At 68.2% G+C, this 16,945-nt stretch carries 13 protein-coding genes; 6 read left to right on the top strand and 7 right to left on the bottom strand.

Features of this window, described 5'->3' with window-relative positions:
* The first annotated feature begins 8 nt into the window (after positions 1 to 8).
* Positions 9 to 1,385, top strand: coding sequence for a DNA repair protein RadA (gene radA / locus ACWMMN_RS10585; RefSeq protein WP_059233837.1), 1,377 nt, complete (start codon positions 9 to 11; stop codon positions 1,383 to 1,385).
* 146 nt (positions 1,386 to 1,531) lie between these two features.
* Positions 1,532 to 1,798, top strand: coding sequence for a DUF2866 domain-containing protein (locus ACWMMN_RS10580; RefSeq protein ID WP_059233838.1), 267 nt, complete (start codon positions 1,532 to 1,534; stop codon positions 1,796 to 1,798).
* A 139-nt stretch (positions 1,799 to 1,937) separates the two neighbouring features.
* On the opposite strand, the gene ACWMMN_RS10575 is transcribed toward ACWMMN_RS10580, so the two are convergent.
* Entirely contained in the window at positions 1,938 to 3,869 is a 1,932-nt protein-coding gene (locus ACWMMN_RS10575) for an ATP-binding cassette domain-containing protein (protein WP_486422648.1), read from the bottom strand.
* A 136-nt stretch (positions 3,870 to 4,005) separates the two neighbouring features.
* Between ACWMMN_RS10575 and ACWMMN_RS10570 the strand changes: the two genes are divergently transcribed.
* On the top strand, positions 4,006 to 4,485 hold the full coding sequence (locus ACWMMN_RS10570) for a glutathione peroxidase (RefSeq protein WP_175845253.1): 480 nt from the start codon (positions 4,006 to 4,008) through the stop codon (positions 4,483 to 4,485).
* Between the two features lie 61 nt (positions 4,486 to 4,546).
* Here ACWMMN_RS10570 and cls read toward each other — a convergent pair whose 3' ends face one another.
* The 6 genes from cls to dapC all read right to left on the bottom strand — a co-directional run bounded on the left by cls (position 4,547) and on the right by dapC (position 10,717).
* Positions 4,547 to 5,986, bottom strand: coding sequence for a cardiolipin synthase (cls, locus tag ACWMMN_RS10565; protein ID WP_059233841.1), 1,440 nt, complete (start codon positions 5,984 to 5,986; stop codon positions 4,547 to 4,549).
* Positions 5,987 to 6,094: 108 nt separating this feature from the next.
* Positions 6,095 to 7,003 (bottom strand): 50S ribosomal protein L3 N(5)-glutamine methyltransferase, encoded by a 909-nt coding sequence (prmB, locus tag ACWMMN_RS10560; RefSeq protein ID WP_174993040.1) that lies wholly within the window; start codon positions 7,001 to 7,003, stop codon positions 6,095 to 6,097.
* A gap of 11 nt (positions 7,004 to 7,014) precedes the next feature.
* Complete coding sequence (gene dapE / locus ACWMMN_RS10555) at positions 7,015 to 8,154, bottom strand: succinyl-diaminopimelate desuccinylase (RefSeq protein WP_059233843.1); 1,140 nt, start codon at positions 8,152 to 8,154, stop codon at positions 7,015 to 7,017.
* A gap of 90 nt (positions 8,155 to 8,244) precedes the next feature.
* Entirely contained in the window at positions 8,245 to 8,613 is a 369-nt protein-coding gene (locus tag ACWMMN_RS10550; protein WP_059532248.1) for an ArsC family reductase, read from the bottom strand.
* Positions 8,613 to 9,440, bottom strand: a complete 828-nt coding sequence (gene dapD, locus ACWMMN_RS10545) for a 2,3,4,5-tetrahydropyridine-2,6-dicarboxylate N-succinyltransferase (protein ID WP_006478479.1) — start codon at positions 9,438 to 9,440, stop codon at positions 8,613 to 8,615. Before dapD ends, ACWMMN_RS10550 begins: the two co-directional genes overlap by 1 nt.
* Positions 9,441 to 9,484: 44 nt before the next feature.
* A complete protein-coding gene (gene dapC, locus ACWMMN_RS10540; RefSeq protein ID WP_059233844.1) occupies positions 9,485 to 10,717 on the bottom strand; it encodes a succinyldiaminopimelate transaminase in 1,233 nt (410 codons plus the stop codon).
* Positions 10,718 to 10,876: 159 nt separating this feature from the next.
* Here dapC and ACWMMN_RS10535 point away from each other — a divergent pair, with 159 nt between their 5' ends.
* The 3 genes from ACWMMN_RS10535 to ACWMMN_RS10525 all read left to right on the top strand — a co-directional run bounded on the left by ACWMMN_RS10535 (position 10,877) and on the right by ACWMMN_RS10525 (position 16,834).
* On the top strand, positions 10,877 to 11,818 hold the full coding sequence (locus ACWMMN_RS10535) for a DMT family transporter (RefSeq protein ID WP_059233845.1): 942 nt from the start codon (positions 10,877 to 10,879) through the stop codon (positions 11,816 to 11,818).
* A 139-nt stretch (positions 11,819 to 11,957) separates the two neighbouring features.
* The gene (gene smc / locus ACWMMN_RS10530; RefSeq protein WP_059233846.1) at positions 11,958 to 15,470 is read left to right on the top strand and encodes a chromosome segregation protein SMC; all 3,513 of its coding nucleotides are present in this window, start codon (positions 11,958 to 11,960) and stop codon (positions 15,468 to 15,470) included.
* Between the two features lie 86 nt (positions 15,471 to 15,556).
* On the top strand, positions 15,557 to 16,834 hold the full coding sequence (locus ACWMMN_RS10525; RefSeq protein WP_256085027.1) for a cell division protein ZipA C-terminal FtsZ-binding domain-containing protein: 1,278 nt from the start codon (positions 15,557 to 15,559) through the stop codon (positions 16,832 to 16,834).
* Positions 16,835 to 16,945 lie beyond the last annotated feature (111 nt).

Below are 16,945 nucleotides of genomic sequence, written 5' to 3'. Positions count from 1 at the left end.
CGTCGCGCGTGGCCAAACAGAAAACCGTTTATGTCTGCAGCGAGTGCGGCGGACAGACCCCGAAGTGGCAGGGCCAGTGCCCGTCGTGCCAGGCGTGGAACACGCTCGTCGAATCGGTCGCCGAAGCGCCGGCGGCCCATCGGTTCCAGTCGCTCGCGAAGCGGGCGCCCGTGCAACGGCTCGTCGACATCGAAGCCGCCGACGTGCCGCGCTTCTCGACCGGCATCGGCGAATTCGATCGCGTGCTCGGCGGCGGGCTGGTCCCGGGCGGCGTCGTCCTGATCGGCGGCGATCCCGGCATCGGCAAGTCGACGTTGCTGCTGCAGTCGCTCGCGGACATCGCGAGCGAGCGGCGCGCGCTCTATATCAGCGGTGAGGAGTCGGCTGCGCAGATCGCGTTGCGCGCGCAACGGCTTGCGCTGCTCGACGGCGGGGCGCCCGCAGACGAGCTGAAACTGCTCGCCGAGATCCAGCTCGAGAAGATCCAGGCCGCGATCGACGCGGAACGGCCGGACGTGGCCGTGATCGACTCGATCCAGACCGTCTATTCGGAAGCGCTCACGTCGGCGCCGGGCTCGGTCGCGCAGGTGCGGGAATGCGCGGCGCAGCTCACGCGCATCGCAAAACAGTCGGGCACCGCGATCATCATGGTCGGGCACGTGACGAAGGAAGGCAACCTGGCCGGCCCGCGCGTGCTCGAGCACATCGTCGACACGGTGCTGTACTTCGAAGGCGACACGCATTCGTCGTTCCGGCTCGTGCGCGCATTCAAGAACCGCTTCGGCGCGGTCAACGAACTCGGCGTGTTCGCGATGACCGAGCGCGGGCTGCGCGGCGTCGCGAATCCGTCCGCGCTGTTCCTGTCGCAGCATGAACAGGTCGTGCCGGGCTCGTGCGTGCTCGTCACGCAAGAGGGCACGCGGCCGCTGCTCGTCGAAGTCCAGGCGCTCGTCGACACCGCGCACGTGCCGAACCCGCGCCGGCTCGCGGTCGGCCTCGAACAGAACCGGCTCGCGATGCTGCTCGCGGTGCTGCACCGGCACGCAGGTATCGCGTGCTTCGACCAGGACGTGTTCCTCAATGCGGTGGGCGGCGTGAAGATCACCGAGCCGGCGGCCGACCTCGCAGTGCTGCTCGCGATCCATTCGTCGATGCGCAACAAGGCGCTGCCGAAGGGGCTGATCGTGTTCGGCGAAGTGGGGCTGGCGGGCGAGATCCGGCCGTCGCCGCGCGGGCAGGAGCGGCTGCGCGAGGCGGCGAAGCTCGGCTTCACGTCCGCGCTGATTCCGAAGGCGAATGCGCCGAAGCAGCCGATCGAAGGGCTGAACGTGATGGCCGTCGATCGGCTCGAACAGGCGATCGACCGCGTGCGCGATCTCGAGTGACCGGCCGCACAGGCATGCGGGCCGGGGCTGCCGGCGATCTGGCGCGTAATTCGCTGTAAAGAATATGTAGGCTTCTGTAACCCGCCGGACATCGCTTTTCCCTATCCTTTGCCGGATTGTCGAACCGCGCAATGCGAAGGGAACCTATGTTGAAATCGTATGGGGAAGCGCCGGGCGGACGCCTTTACAACCTGCGCGGCTGCCGCGTGTCGGAGCCGATTCGCCAGCCGTGGGGCGGTGGATGCCGGATCGTCGAATGGATCGACGACGACGGGCGCCTCGCACGCAAGGTCGTGTCCGAGGATGTGACCGAAGCGGAAGTCGCCGCGGCGATCCGCCGGCCGGCCGAAGGGCGCCGGCACCTGATGGGTGACGACGAGCAGATGCCGCGCGATACGTTGCCGCGCCGCTGAGCGGGCGGCGGCCGACGAACGACGCTGACGACAAGGCCGGGCCAGTGCGCCCGGCCTTGTCGTATCCGGGCCCGGCAGGCGCCCGAGCGGCCGCCCACGCACCGGGCAGGTGCATCGGCAGGCCGCATCGGGCCTGCGTTCAGCCGATCTGCTCGAGTTCTTCCTGTGCGGCGAGCCAGTCGGCCTCGACCGTTTCGAGACGCGCGTTGACGTCGCCGAGCCTGCGGATCGCATCGGTCAGCTCCGTCTTGCGCTCGGCCTCGTAGCTCGCCGGATCGGCGACGAATGTGTCGAGGCGCGCCTTCTCGGCGTGCAGCGTCTCCATTTCCTTTTCGAGCTTCGTGATGCGGTTCTGCAGCGGCTTCTTCAAGACCGACAGGCGCTGCCGCTCCTCGGCGGCCTGACGCTTCTGGTCCTTGCGGTTGGCCGCTGCGCCGGCGCCCGGCGAAGCCGCGCTGTCGGCCTTCGCCGCTGCGCGCTGCTCGGCCGCGTGCTGCAGCAGCCAGTCACGGTAGTCGTCGAGGTCGCCGTCGAACGGTTGCAGCCGGTGCTTTGCGACCAGCATGAACTGGTCGGTCGTCGCGCGCAGCAGGTGGCGGTCGTGCGACACGAGGATCAGCGTGCCTTCGAACTGCGCGAGCGCCATCGTCAGCGCGTGGCGCGTTTCGAGGTCCAGGTGGTTGGTCGGTTCGTCGAGCAGCAGCAGGTTCGGCTTCTGCCAGATGATCAGCGCAAGTGCGAGGCGCGCCTTTTCACCGCCCGAGAACGGGCCGACCGGGCTGGTCGCCATGTCGCCCGAGAAATTGAAGCCGCCGAGGAAGTCGCGCAGTTCCTGCTCGCGTGTATCGGGCGCGAGCCGCGCCAGATGCGCGAGCGGCGAATCGTCTTCGCGCAGCGTTTCGAGCTGGTGCTGCGCGAAATAGCCGATCGTCAGCCCCTTGCCGTCGCGGACATGCCCCGACAGCGGCGCGAGCGTGCCGGCCAGCGTCTTGATCAGCGTCGACTTGCCCTGGCCGTTCGCGCCGAGCAGGCCGATGCGCTGGCCGTTCTGGATCGACAGCGCGACACGCTCGACGATCGGGATTTCCGCGCCGTCGTCGGCATGGTAGCCGCAGCGGACGTCTTCCATCACCATCATCGGGTTCGGCGCGGCGTCGGGCGTGCGGAATTCGAACGTGAACGGCGACGCGATGTGCGCGGGCGCGATCAGCTCCATCTTCTCGAGCGCCTTCATCCGGCTCTGCGCCTGCTTGGCCTTGGTCGCCTTGGCCTTGAAGCGGTCGACGAAGCTCTGCAGGTGCTCGATCGTCTTCTGCTGCTTTTCGTATGCGCTTTGCTGCAGCGCCAGTTGCTGCGCGCGCAGCACTTCGAACTGCGAGTAGTTGCCGCCGTAGCGCTTCACCTGGCGGTTTTCCAGATGCAGCGTGACGTTGCAGATCGAATCGAGGAATTCGCGGTCGTGCGAAATCACGACGAGCGTGCCGGGGTAGCGGTGCAGCCAGTCTTCGAGCCAGACGATCGCGTCGAGGTCGAGGTGGTTCGTCGGTTCGTCGAGCAGCAGCAGGTCGGAACGGCACATCAGCGCCTGCGCGAGGTTCAGGCGCATGCGCCAGCCGCCGGAGAAGCTGGCGACCGATTCGCGCGTCTGCGCGAGCGTGAAGCCGAGGCCCAGCAGCAGCGCTTCGGCGCGGGCGGGCGCCGTGTAGCCGTCGGCGTCGGCGAACGCCGCGTGCGCGTCGGCTTCGGCGGCGCCGTCATGCGCGGCCGAGGCGGCGGCGATGCGCGCCTCGATCTCGCGCAGCGCGGCATCGCCGTCGAGCGTGTAGTCGAGCGCCGAGCGGTCGACGGCGGGCGTTTCCTGCGACACATGGGCGATCCGCCACGACGGCGGCATCGAGAAATCGCCGGCGTCCGAGTGCAGCTCGCCGCGCAGGACCGAGAACAGCGTCGATTTGCCGGCGCCGTTCGCGCCGATCAGGCCGGCTTTCTCGCCGGGATTGAGCACGAACGAGGTCGACTCGAACAGCGGCTTGGTGCCGCGCGCAAGGCTGAACTGATTGAAACGGATCACGGCGGAAATGACTGGGCAAAACCGCTATTCTAGACTGCGCGCCGGTCGCGCCGGGCATCGGCCGCTCGGCGGATGCCACAACCGTGCAATTTCGCCTAGACTCCGTGTCGATCCGGTTTCGTAAAAGGAGTGTCCGATGTCCACCCTGTATTCGTTCAGCGCAGAGACGCTCGCCGGCGCGCCGGCCCCGCTCGACGCGTATCGCGGCAAGGTGCTGCTGATCGTCAACACGGCGAGCGAGTGCGGTTTCACGCCGCAGTACGCGGGCCTGCAGAAGCTGTACGACCAGTACGCGGCGCGCGGCTTCTTCGTGCTCGGTTTCCCGTGCAACCAGTTCGGCAAGCAGGAGCCGGGCGACGCCGCGCAGATCGGCGCGTTCTGCGAGCGCAACTACGGCGTCACGTTCCCGATGTTCGCGAAGATCGACGTGAAGGGCGATCACGCGCATCCGCTGTACCGCTACCTGACCGACGAGGCGCCCGGCATTCTGGGCCTCAAGGCGATCAAGTGGAACTTCACGAAATTCCTGGTCGACCGCGACGGGCGCATCGTCAAGCGCTACGCGCCGTCAACCAAGCCCGACGAAATCGCCGCCGATATCGACAAGCTGCTGTGAGGGCGGGGCGGCGTGTGTAGCGCCGGTGCGGATTGCGCCGGCGCGGCCATCGCCCCGGCCGCTACAGGATCGGCGCGAACAGCCGCGCGACGTGCATCGCGATGCGCCGCCACGCGGGCGACTGGCGGTATTCGTTCGCATCGACCTCGTACGCCTGCGCGAAATCGGCCTCGAGCATCGTTTCGACTTCGTCGGCGAACGCACGGTCGACGGTCAGCACCATCACCTCGAAATTGAGGCGAAACGAACGGTTGTCGAGGTTCGCGCTGCCGATTGCCGCCGCGATGCGGTCGATCAGCACGACTTTCTGGTGCAGGAAGCCGGGCCGGTAGCGGAACACCTTCACGCCGGCATCGACGAGGTCGCGCGCGTACAGCTTCGACGCCTCGAACACGACGTAGTGATCGCGCCGGCTCGGAATCAGGATGCGCACGTCGACGCCGCGCATCACCGCGAGCTTCAGCGCGGAGATTACCGCTTCGTCGGGAACCAGGTACGGCGTGGTGATCCAGACCCGCTCGCGTGCGGCATTGATCGATTCGACGAAGAACAGCGAGCCGGTTTCCTGCTTGTCGGCCGGCCCCATCGGCACCGCGAGGCAATGCATGCCGTCGCCGGGCTGCGCGGGCGGCGGCAGCGCGATGGGCGGCAGCTTCTGCGTCGCCCAGTGCCAGTCTTCGGCGAATACATACTGGATGCTCGCGACGACGGGGCCGCGGATCTCGATGTGCGTGTCGCGCCACGGCGACAGGCGCGGCTTCGCACCGAGATATTCGACCCCGACGTTGTGACCGCCGACGAACGCGCGATTGCCGTCGACGACGACGATCTTGCGATGGTTGCGGAAGTTCAGCTGGAAGCGGTTGACGAACTTCCGGTTGGTCGCGAACGGATGAACTTCGACGCCGCCCCGGCGCAGTGTGTCGACGTAGCTGTGCGGCAGGTCGAAGCTGCCGATGCTGTCGTACAGCAGGCAGCAGCGCACGCCGGCCGCCGCGCGCGCGAGCAGCGAGTCGCGCAGCATCCGGCCGAGCGCGTCGTCGCGCACGATGAAGAACTGGACGAGCACGTAGTCTCGCGCAGCGTCGATCGACGACAGGATGGCGGAGAACGTCGCGTCGCCGTTTACGAGCGTGCGCACCGAGTTGCCGCCGAGGAACGGCATGCCGCCGAGCCGCGTGAGCGCGAGCACGGCGGCCTGGCCGAGCGCGTCGGCGGCCGGCCCGTCGGTTGCGTCGGTGGTGCGCCACGGCGAGCGCGGCGTGTGCGTGCGCAACATTTCCAGCTCGTGGCGCCGGGCGTCGACGTAGCCGGAGAACTTGCTGCGGCCGAGGAACAGGTAGGGAATGAGCGTCAGGTACGGCATGGCCGCGAGCGAGACGGCCCACGCGATTGCGCCTTGCGACGTGCGCGTGTTCATGATCGCGTGGCATGCCGCAACGATCCCGAGCACGTGGATGGTCAGGATCAGGGTGCCGAGATGTAGCCAGTCGAGGGTCATGGGCGCGTGACGGACTCCTGAGGTCGGGCGGCCGGGCGGCCGCCTACGCGCATCTTACCCAACCGTGCGGCGCAACGGTGTGCCGCACGGTTGGCGGGCCGGAAAGGTTCAGGCCTTGCGCGGCAGGTCCGACGCCTGGATCAGGAAGACGGCGTCGTCGCCCGCGCTGGTGGGCAGCCACGTGAGTTCGAGGCCGCCGAATGCCGCTTCGACGTGCTCGCGCTCGTTGCCGATCTCGACGACGAGCACGCCGTCGTCGTGCAGCCAGCGGTGCGCTTCGGCGACGATGCGTCGCACGATGTCCATGCCGTCGTCGCCGCCCGCGAGCGCCATCTCCGGCTCGTGCCGGTATTCGGGCGGCAGCGCGGCCATCGACGATGCGTTCACGTACGGCGGGTTCGTCAGGATCACGTCGTAGCGCGAGCCCGGGTCGGTGCGGAATGCGGGCAGGGGTGCGTAGAGGTCGCCGCGGTGCAATCCGATGCGGTCTTCGAGGCCGTAGTCGCGCACGTTGATCTCGGCGACTTCGAGCGCCTTGTCCGACAGGTCGACCGCGTCGATCTCGGCGTTCGGGAACGCGCTTGCCGCAAGGATCGCGAGGCAGCCGGAACCGGTACACAGTTCGAGCACCGCGCCGACCTGCTCGGGATCGGCGACATACGGCTGCAACCCGTCGTCGAGCAGCTCGCCGATGAACGAGCGCGGCACGATCACGCGTTCGTCGACGTAGAAGCGGTGGCCATGCATCCACGCTTCATGCGTGAGGTAAGCGGCCGGCACGCGATCGGTCGCGCGCCGCTCGATCACCGCGAGTACGGCCGCGATTTCGTCGGGCAGCAGGCGTGCGTCGAGGAACGGTTCGAGCGTGTCGAGCGGCAGGTCGAGCGTGCGCAGCACGAGATAGGCCGCTTCGTCGTACGCGTTGTCGGAGCCGTGGCCGAACGCGAGCTTCGCCTTCGAGAAGCGCGTGACCGCGTAGCGCAGCAGGTCGCGAACAGTGGCAAAAGGTGTCGTCATGCGAGGCTCCATCAGGCGATCAGTTGTTCGAGCACGCGGCGGTACACGTTCTTCAGCGGGTCGATGAAGCGCACCTCGATGTGCTCGTCGATCTTGTGGATGCTGCCGTTCGGCGGGCCGAACTCGATCACCTGCGGGCAGATGCGCGCAATGAAACGGCCGTCCGACGTGCCGCCCGTCGTCGACAGTTCGGTCGTGATGCCAGTCTCGGTACGGATCGCATGCTCCAGCGCGCCCGACAGCTCGCCGCGCGGCGTGAGGAACGGCAGGCCGCTGACCGACCACTTCAGCGTGTATTCGAGGCCGTGCTTGTCGAGGATCGCGTGCACGCGTGCCTGCAGGCCTTCGACCGTGCTGGCGGTCGAGAAGCGGAAGTTGAACAGCAGGTCGGCGTGACCGGGGATCACGTTGGTCGCGCCGGTGCCGGCGTGCAGGTTCGACACCTGCCAGGTGGTCGGCGGGAAGTATTCGTTGCCTTCGTCCCACTGTTCGGCGGCGAGCTCGGCGAGCGCCGGCGCGAGCAGGTGGATCGGGTTCTTCGCGAGGTGCGGGTAGGCGATGTGGCCCTGCACGCCCTTGACGACCAGTTCGCCCGACATCGACCCGCGGCGGCCGTTCTTGACGACGTCGCCGAGCTCGGCGGTCGACGTCGGCTCGCCGACGATGCAGTAGTCGAGGCGCTCGCCGCGTTCCTGCAGCAGTTCGACGACCTTCACGGTGCCGTCGGTGGCCGGGCCTTCCTCGTCGCTCGTGATCAGGAACGCGATCGCGCCGCGGTGGCCGGGGTGGGCCGCGACGAATTCCTCGGAGGCGACGACGAACGCCGCGAGCGACGTCTTCATGTCGGCCGCGCCGCGGCCGTACAGCTTGCCGTCGCGATGGGCGGGAATGAACGGCGGCGAGGTCCACTGCTCGAGCGGGCCGGTCGGCACGACGTCGGTGTGGCCCGCGAACGCGAGCAGCTTGCCGTCGCGGCCGTCGGCGCCGCGCTTGACGGCCCACAGGTTGGTCACGCCGTGCGACGCGATGGTCTCGCATTCGAAGCCGAGCGCGGTGAGGCGCTCGGTCATGATCTGCTGGCAGTGCTGGTCGTCGGGCGTCACGGACGCGCGGGCGATCAGCTGTTCGGTAAGGGCTAGGGTGGCGGACATGGTTCGGACCACTTTCGATAAAAAATGCCGGCGCGGTGGCCGGCAGCGACAGGACGTCGGGCTGCGCCGGCAGGCGCAGCGCGGGCGGCCCTATGCGGCAAACAGCGCCGCGTATTGATCGGCCACGAAGCCGAGCGATTTCACGCGGCCGTTGACGACGAGCACGGGGCGCTTGATGACCGACGGCTTGTGGATCATCAGCGCGACCGCGCCGGTCTTCGATTCGGCGGCCGCCTTCATTGCGTCGTCCAGGCCGCGCCACGTGGTGCCGCGCTTGTTCACGAGCGCGTCGAGCGACACGTCCTTCAGCCAGTCTTCGATCAGCGGCGCGCTGACGCCGAGCTTCTTGAAATCGTGGAACTCGAACTCGACGCCGTGATCGTCAAGCCACACGCGGGCCTTCTTCACGGTGTCGCAGTTCGGAATGCCGTAGACGACCACGGTGTGCGGCTTCGCCATCAGTCGCCTCGCAGCAGCTCGTTCAGGCCGACCTTCGCACGCGTCTTCGCGTCGACCTTCTTGACGATCACCGCGCAGTACAGGCTGTGCGAACCGTCCTTCGACGGCAGGTTGCCGGCGACGACGACCGAGCCGGCCGGGATGCGGCCGTAGCTGACTTCGCCCGTCTCGCGGTCGTAGATCTTCGTGCTCTGGCCGAGGTACACGCCCATCGAGATCACCGAGTTTTCCTCGACGATCACGCCTTCGACGACTTCCGAGCGCGCGCCGATGAAGCAGTTGTCTTCGATGATGACCGGGTTCGCCTGCAGCGGCTCGAGCACGCCGCCGATGCCGACGCCGCCCGACAGGTGCACGTTCTTGCCGATCTGCGCGCACGAACCGACCGTCGCCCACGTGTCGACCATCGTGCCTTCGTCGACGTACGCGCCGATGTTGGTGTACGACGGCATCAGCACGACGTTCTTCGCGATGAACGAGCCGCGGCGCGCGATGGCCGGCGGCACGACGCGGAAGCCGCCCGCGGCGAAATCTTCCGCCGTGTAGTTCGCGAACTTCGACGGCACCTTGTCGTAGAACTGCGAGTAGCCGCCGGCCGGCATCGGTGCGTTGTCCTCCAGGCGGAACGACAGCAGCACGGCCTTCTTCAGCCACTGGTGCACGGTCCAGTTGCCGTCGATTTTCTCGGCGACGCGCAGCGCACCTTTGTCGAGTTGCTCGATCGCGTGAGCGACGGCTTCGCGGACGTCGGCCGGCGCGGCCTTCGGCGACAGCTCGGCGCGGTTTTCCCAGGCGGTATCGATGATTTGCTGAAGTTGTTGCGACATGTTCGTTTTCGCAGGAAAAGGATGGAATTGATCGGGATGGACGATTACCGCGCGAGGGACCGGCAGAAATCGACGATGCGTTGCGCGCCCTCGACGCATTCGGGGGTGCCCGCGACGAGCGCGATCCGGATGAAATCGCGGCCCGGATTCGTGCCGTGCGCATCGCGCGCCAGGTACGAGCCGGGCAGAACCGTCACATTATAGTCGGCGTACAGGCGGCGGGCGAACTCGGTGTCCGACAGGCCGGTGCGCGACACGTTGGCCCACAGGTAGAACGCGGCGTCGGGCAGTTTCACGTCGATCACGTCGGCGAGCATCGGCGTGACCGTATTGAACTTCTGCAGGTACAGCGCGCGGTTCTCCTGCACGTGCGCCTCGTCGTTCCACGCGGCGATGCTCGCGTGCTGCCAGACCGGCGACAGCGCCGCGCCGTGGTACGTGCGGTACAGCAGGAACTGCTTGAGCAGCGCCGCGTCGCCGGCGACGAAGCCCGAGCGCATGCCCGGCACGTTCGAGCGCTTCGACAGGCTCGACAGCATCACGAGGCGCTCGAAGCCGCGGCCGAGGCGGTGCGCGGCCTCGAGGCCGCCGAGCGGCGGCGCCGCTTCGTCGAAATAGATTTCCGAATAGCACTCGTCGGACGCGATCACGAAGCCGTGGCGGTCGGACAGCGCGAACAGCTCGCGCCAGTCGTCGAGCGTCAGCACTGCGCCCGTCGGGTTGCCCGGCGAGCACACGTACAGCAGCTGCGTGCGCGCCCAGACTTCGTCGGGCACGGCCGCGTAGTCGCACGCGAAGTTGCGGGCCGGGTCGCTGTTCGCGAAATAGGGTTCGGCACCGGCCAGCAGCGCCGCGCCTTCGTAAATTTGATAGAAAGGATTCGGACAGAGTACGATCGCCTTCTCGCCCTGCGCGGCCGGGCGCGCGTCGATCACGGTCTGCGCGAGCGAGAACAGCGCTTCGCGCGACCCCGACACGGGCAGCACCTGCGTGGCCGGATCGATCGCCGGCAGCCCGTAGCGGCGCTCGAGCCAGTGCGCGATCGACGTGCGCAGCGCGTCCGAGCCGGCCGTGGCCGGGTACGACGCAAGGCCGTCGAGCGCGGCGACCACGGCGTCGCGGATCAGCGCCGGCGTTGCGTGCTTGGGCTCGCCGATGCCGAAGCTGATCGGTTTGAGGTCGCCGGAAGGCGTCACGTCCTTGAACAGGGCGCGCAGCTTTTCGAAGGGATAGGGCTGGAGCGAGTCGAGTCGAGGGTTCACGGGCGAAGCGGCCATCGCGGCCGGTTGGAGCGAAAGAAGCGGCGGGCGCGCCGCGCGGCTGCGAACGGGCGCCTGAGGCGCGCGGGTCGCAACGGATGATTATAGCGTGACGGAATGCGGTCACGGCCTGCCGGAACGGCGGCCGGGCCGGTCGAATAAAGGGTATCGAACCAAATGAATAACGCGGTACGCGGCAGCCTGCCGACGCTGGCCATCCTGATCGGCGCTTCGGTATGGGGCCTGATCTGGTATCCGTTGCGGATCCTCGCGTCGCTCGGCGTGACGGGCACGCTGGCGAGCGCGCTGACGAGTCTCGTCGCGTTCCTGTTCGTGGTCATCGCGCGGCATCGCACGATCGCGACGCTGCGCTGGCACTGGGTGCTGCCGGGCATTGCGTTGACGGCCGGCGTGACGAACCTCGGCTTCGTGTGGGGCACGATCCACGGCGAGGTGCTGCGCGTGATGCTGCTGTTCTACCTGACCCCGGCCTGGACCGCGATCTACGCGCACTTCCTGCTGCGCGAGCGGCTGACCTGGGCCGGCGCGGGGCTCGCGGCGCTGTCGATCGGGGGCGCGATGCTGATGCTGTGGTCGCCGAAGCTCGGCTTGCCGCTGCCGGCCAATCCGGCCGAATGGGCAGGCCTCGCGGCCGGGCTGAGCTTCGCGATGAGCAACGTGCTCGTGATCAAGGCGAGCCGCGAGCTGCCCGACATGCGCGCGGAAATGCGTACCGCAACGCTGTTCGGCGGCGCGGCCGTGTTCGGGGCGATCGCGTCGCTGTTCGAGGGGCTGCCGGCCGCGCCGGCGAGCGGCCAGCTGGGGATCGCCGCGCTGATCATCGCCGCGATCGGCGTGACGATGGCGTCGAACAACCTGCTCGTGCAATACGGCCTGGCGCGGGTGCCGGCGAACCGCGCGTCGATCATCATGCTGTTCGAGATCGTGATCACCGCGCTGTCGGCGTGGGTGTTCGCGAGCGAGCTGCCGACCGCGCGCGAATGGGCGGGCGGCGTGTGCATCGTGCTGGCGACGCTGCTGTCGAGCCGGGTCCATCGGGCCGCGCCCGCACCGGACAAACCCGGCGACGGTCGGGACGGCGCACGCGCGATGGTATGATGGAAGCCGTTTGCGGGGCCCAACGCTGTATGCGCGCGGCCCCGTTTTTGAATTCCGGGGCGCGTCGCGCGCATGGGCCGTCCGGCCCCGTGCAATGCGGTCCCGTCCGTTTCACACCTTCTTCACATCCGATACCGCCGTGCGTCTGAGCTCGATCAAACTCGCTGGCTTCAAATCCTTCGTCGATCCCACGCATTTCCAGGTTCCGGGCCAGCTTGTCGGCGTGGTAGGCCCGAACGGGTGCGGCAAGTCCAACATCATCGATGCCGTGCGCTGGGTGCTCGGCGAGTCGCGAGCCTCCGAGCTGCGCGGCGAGTCGATGCAGGACGTGATCTTCAACGGCTCGACCGCACGCAAGCCCGGCAGCCGGGCCAGCGTCGAGCTGATCTTCGACAACTCCGACGGCCGAGCGGCCGGGCAGTGGGGCCAGTACGGCGAGATCGCCGTGAAGCGCGTGCTGACGCGCGACGGCACGTCAAGCTACTACATCAACAACCTGCCGGCACGCCGCCGCGACATCCAGGACATCTTCCTCGGCACGGGCCTCGGGCCGCGTGCCTACGCGATCATCGGGCAGGGCATGATCGCGCGGATCATCGAGGCGAAGCCGGAAGAACTGCGCGTGTTCCTCGAGGAAGCCGCCGGCGTGTCGAAGTACAAGGAACGCCGCCGCGAAACCGAGAACCGCCTGCACGACACGCGCGAGAACCTGACGCGCGTCGAAGACATCGTCCGCGAACTCGGTGCGAACCTCGAGAAGCTCGAGGCACAGGCCGTCGTCGCGACCAAGTACAAGGAACTCGTCGCCGACGGCGAAGAGAAGCAGCGCCTGCTGTGGCTGCTGCGCAAGAACGAGGCCGCCGGCGAGCAGCAGAAGCAGCAGCGCGCGATCGAACAGGCGCAGATCGACCTCGAGGCGCAGACGGCCAAGCTGCGCGAAGTCGAGGCGCAGCTCGAGACGCTGCGCGTCGCGCACTACTCGGCAAGCGACGCGATGCAGGGCGCGCAGGGTTCGTTGTACGAGGCGAATGCCGAAGTGAGCCGCCTCGAGGCCGAGATCAAGTTCATCGTCGAATCGCGCAATCGCGTGCAGGCGCAGATCGCCGCGCTGAACGCGCAGCGCGAGCAATGGCGCGCGCAGGCCGAGAAGTCGCAGGACGAGCTCGAGGAAGCCGAAGAGGCGCGCGCGATGGCCGACGAGAAGGCCGCGCTCGCCGAAGACAACGCGGCGTCGAAGCACGACGCGCTGCCGGCGCTCGAAGCGAAGTGGCGCGATGCGCAGGCGCAGCTCAACGACGAGCGTGCGCGGATCGCGCAGACCGAACAGTCGCTGAAGCTCGAAGCCGCGCACCAGCGCAACGCCGACCAGCAGCTGCAGCAGCTTCAGCAGCGCCACGAGCGCCTGAAGGGCGAAGCGGGCGGGCTCGACGCGCCGGACGAGGCGCAGCTCGAGGAGCTGCGCATGCAGCTGGCCGAGCAGGAAGAGATCCTCGCCGAAGCGCAGGCGCGCCTCGCCGATGCACAGGAAACGGTGCCGCGGCTCGACGGCGAACGCCGTGCCGCGCAGGAGCGCGTGCAGGCCGAAGCCGCGCAGATCCACCAGCTCGAGGCGCGTCTCGCCGCGCTGAAGCAGCTGCAGGAAAACGTGCAGACCGAAGGCAAGGTGCAGCCGTGGCTCGACAGGCACGAGCTCGGCGCGCTGCCGCGTCTGTGGAAGAAGCTGCACGTCGAGGCCGGCTGGGAAGCGGCGCTCGAGGCCGTGCTGCGTGAGCGCCTCGCCGCGCTCGAAGTGTCGAATCTCGACTGGGTGAAGGCGTTCGCGACCGATGCGCCGCCCGCGAAGCTCGCGTTCTACGCGCCGCCCGCGGCCGGCGAGCCGCCCGCCGCGGTGGCCGGGCTGCGTCCGGTGCTGTCGCTCGTGCGCATCGACGACGCAGGCATCCGCGCGGTGCTGAACGACTGGCTCGGCAACGTGTATGTCGCCGACGACGTCGCACAGGCGCTTGCCACGCGCACGCAGCTGCCGGCAGGCGGCGCGTTCGTCGTCAAGGCGGGCCATATCGTCACGCGCGTCGGCGTGCAGCTGTACGCCGCCGATTCGGAACAGGCCGGGATGCTGGCCCGCCAGCAGGAAATCGAAAACCTGACGCGCCAGGTGCGCGCCCAGGCGCTGCTCGCCGACGAGGCGCGTACGGCCGCCGTGCGTGCGGAAGCCGCGCACACGCAGGCCACGCAGGCGCTCGGCGACGTGCGCGCGCAGGCCGAACGTGCGACGCAGCGCGTGCACGCGCTGCAGATGGACGTGCTGAAGCTCGCGCAGGCGCACGAACGTTACACGCAGCGCAGCACGCAGATCCGCGAGGAACTCGAGGAAATCGGCGCGCAGATCGAAGAGCAGCGCGCGCTGCGCGCGGAGTCGGAAGCGAATTTCGAGCGTTTCGACGGCGAACTCGCGGAGCTGCAGGCGCGCTTCGAAGACAACCAGCTCGCGTTCGAATCGCTCGACGAATCGCTGACGCAGGCGCGCCAGGAAGCGCGCGACCTCGAGCGCGGCGCGAACGATGCCCGCTTCGCGGCGCGCAACGCGGTGACGCGGATCGACGAGCTCAAGCGCAGCATCCAGGTCGCGCACGAGCAGAGCGAGCGCGTTGCCGGGTCGCTGGAAGACGCACGTGCCGAACTCGAGACAATCAACGAGCAGACCGCGCACACCGGCCTGCAGGACGCGCTCGAAATTCGCGCGGTGAAGGAAGAAGCGCTGCAGGCCGCGCGGATCGAGCTCGACGACCTGACCGCGAAGCTGCGCGCATCGGACGAGCAGCGCCTCGTGGCCGAGCGCTCGCTGCAGCCGCTGCGCGACCGCATCACCGAATTGCAGCTGAAGGAGCAGGCCGCGCGCCTGTCCGTCGAGCAGTTCGCCGAGCAGCTCGCGACGGCCGAGGTCGACGAGGCCGCGCTGTCCACGAAGCTGACGCCGGACCTGAAGCCGTCGTACCTGCAGGGCGAGGTCACGCGCCTGAACAATGCGATCAACGCGCTCGGCCCGGTGAACATGGCCGCGCTCGACGAGCTGAAGGCCGCGAGCGAGCGCAAGGTGTTCCTCGACGCGCAGTCGGCCGACCTGATCGACGCGATCACGACCCTCGAGGACGCGATCCACAAGATCGACCAGGAAACCCGCACGCTGCTGCAGGGCACCTTCGACGAGGTCAACCGCCACTTCAGCGACCTGTTCCCGCGCCTGTTCGGCGGCGGCCAGGCGAAGCTGATCATGACGGGCGACGAGATTCTCGATGCCGGCGTGCAGGTGATGGCGCAGCCGCCGGGCAAGAAGAACGCGACGATTCACCTGCTGTCGGGCGGCGAGAAGGCGCTGACCGCGACCGCGCTGGTGTTCGCGATGTTCCAGCTGAACCCGGCGCCGTTCTGTCTGCTCGACGAGGTCGACGCGCCGCTCGACGACGCGAACACCGAGCGTTTCGCGAATCTCGTGCGCGCGATGTCCGACAAGACGCAGTTCCTGTTCATCTCGCACAACAAGATCGCGATGGAAATGGCGCAGCAACTGATCGGCGTGACGATGCAGGAGCAGGGTGTGTCGCGGATCGTTGCGGTGGACATGGAAACCGCCGCGGGTTTTGCCCAGAATTGACGTTTGACGAAACCGGACCGCGTTCGCGCGGCGCATGAGGCGCCCGTTCGCGGTCCCGACGAAAAAGAATTGCTGATGGAGCGTGCATGGACGAGTTGACACTCGGTTTGATCGGCGCGGGCGCTGTCGTGGTGGGCGGCGTCGTGGTCTACAACGCGTGGCAGGGTGCGAAAGTGCGGCGCAGGATGCCGCGCCCGATGCCGGAGGAAGCGGCCGAGGCGATGAATCGCCCCGAGCGCGATGACGAGTTGCCGTTCATCGAACCGGTGCGTCAGCCGGTGCGCCGCGAGCCCGCGGCACCGGTCGCGGCCGCCGCCGCTGCGACGGCTGAAGTCGCGCGCGTCGAGCCGACGTTCGGTGGTGCGGCACCGGCCGACATGCCGGCCGATCTGCAGGCCGAGGCAACGGGCGCGGACACGCAGTCCGAAGTGACCGAGCCGGCTGCCGGTGAAGACGCCGTGCCTGCCGCCGCGCACGAAGCGCCGGCCGGCGCGGCCGAGCCGACCGAACCCGTGCTGCCTGCCGCGACGACGATCTCGTCGGCGCCGCCGGCGATCGTCGACCGCCGGATCGACTGCATCGTGCCGATCCGCCTCGCCGGGCCGCTGCCGGGCGACAAGATCCTGCCGGCCGCGCAGCGGCTGCGCCGCGCGGGCAGCAAGCCCGTGCACATCGAAGGCAAGCCGGAAGGCGGCCAGTGGGAGCTGTTGCAGAACGGCGTGCGCTACGAAGAACTGCGCGCGGCAGCCCAGCTCGCGAACCGCAGCGGCGCGCTGAACGAACTCGAATTCTCCGAGTTCGTGACGGGGGTCCAGCAGTTCGCCGACGCGATCGACGGCGCACCGGAATTCCCGGACATGATGGAAACCGTCGCGATGGCGCGCGAGCTCGACGCGTTCGCCGCGCAGTGCGACGCGCAGCTGTCGATCAACGTGATGTCGGACGGCGCGCCGTGGTCGGCGAACTACGTGCAGGCGGTCGCATCGCAGGACGGGCTGCTGCTGTCGCGCGACGGCACGCGTTTCGTGAAGCTCGACGCGAAGCAGAACCCGGTGTTCATGCTGCAATTCGGCGATACGAACTTCCTGCGTGACGACCTCACGTACAAGGGCGGCAACATGATCACGCTGGTGCTCGACGTACCGGTCGCCGAAGAGGACATCCTGCCGTTCCGGCTGATGTGCGATTACGCGAAGTCGCTGTCCGAACGCATCGGCGCGCGCGTCGTCGACGATTCGCGCCGGCCGCTGCCGGAATCGACGCTGCTCGCGATCGAGCAGCAGCTGATGAAGCTGTATGCGAAGCTCGAAGAAGCGGGTATCCCGGCCGGTTCGCCGGTCACGCGCCGCCTCTTCAGCCAGTAACGCGATGGCGCGGACGGCGGGCTTCGGCGTCGCTGTCCGTCATGGCAGCGCACACCGCTTCGTGTGCGCTGCAACACGCGCATCGGGCTTGCATTGCACGCCCCGCCGCGG

The sequence above is a fragment of the Burkholderia cepacia complex sp. TUM26381 genome, assembly GCF_057439935.1.
Note: the sequence above shows the minus strand (reverse complement) of the source record. Positions and strands in the feature narration are given on the sequence as shown.

Coding starts and splice junctions, on each gene's coding strand:
- ACWMMN_RS10580 (WP_059233838.1), top strand. CDS start 1,532: ATGTTGAAATCGTATGGGGAAGCGCCGGGCGGACGCCTTTACAACCTG.
- ACWMMN_RS10570 (WP_175845253.1), top strand. CDS start 4,006: ATGTCCACCCTGTATTCGTTCAGCGCAGAGACGCTCGCCGGCGCGCCG.
- cls (WP_059233841.1), bottom strand. CDS start 5,986: ATGACCCTCGACTGGCTACATCTCGGCACCCTGATCCTGACCATCCAC.
- prmB (WP_174993040.1), bottom strand. CDS start 7,003: ATGACGACACCTTTTGCCACTGTTCGCGACCTGCTGCGCTACGCGGTC.
- dapE (WP_059233843.1), bottom strand. CDS start 8,154: ATGTCCGCCACCCTAGCCCTTACCGAACAGCTGATCGCCCGCGCGTCC.
- ACWMMN_RS10550 (WP_059532248.1), bottom strand. CDS start 8,613: ATGGCGAAGCCGCACACCGTGGTCGTCTACGGCATTCCGAACTGCGAC.
- dapD (WP_006478479.1), bottom strand. CDS start 9,440: ATGTCGCAACAACTTCAGCAAATCATCGATACCGCCTGGGAAAACCGC.
- dapC (WP_059233844.1), bottom strand. CDS start 10,717: ATGGCCGCTTCGCCCGTGAACCCTCGACTCGACTCGCTCCAGCCCTAT.
- ACWMMN_RS10535 (WP_059233845.1), top strand. CDS start 10,877: ATGAATAACGCGGTACGCGGCAGCCTGCCGACGCTGGCCATCCTGATC.
- ACWMMN_RS10525 (WP_256085027.1), top strand. CDS start 15,557: ATGGACGAGTTGACACTCGGTTTGATCGGCGCGGGCGCTGTCGTGGTG.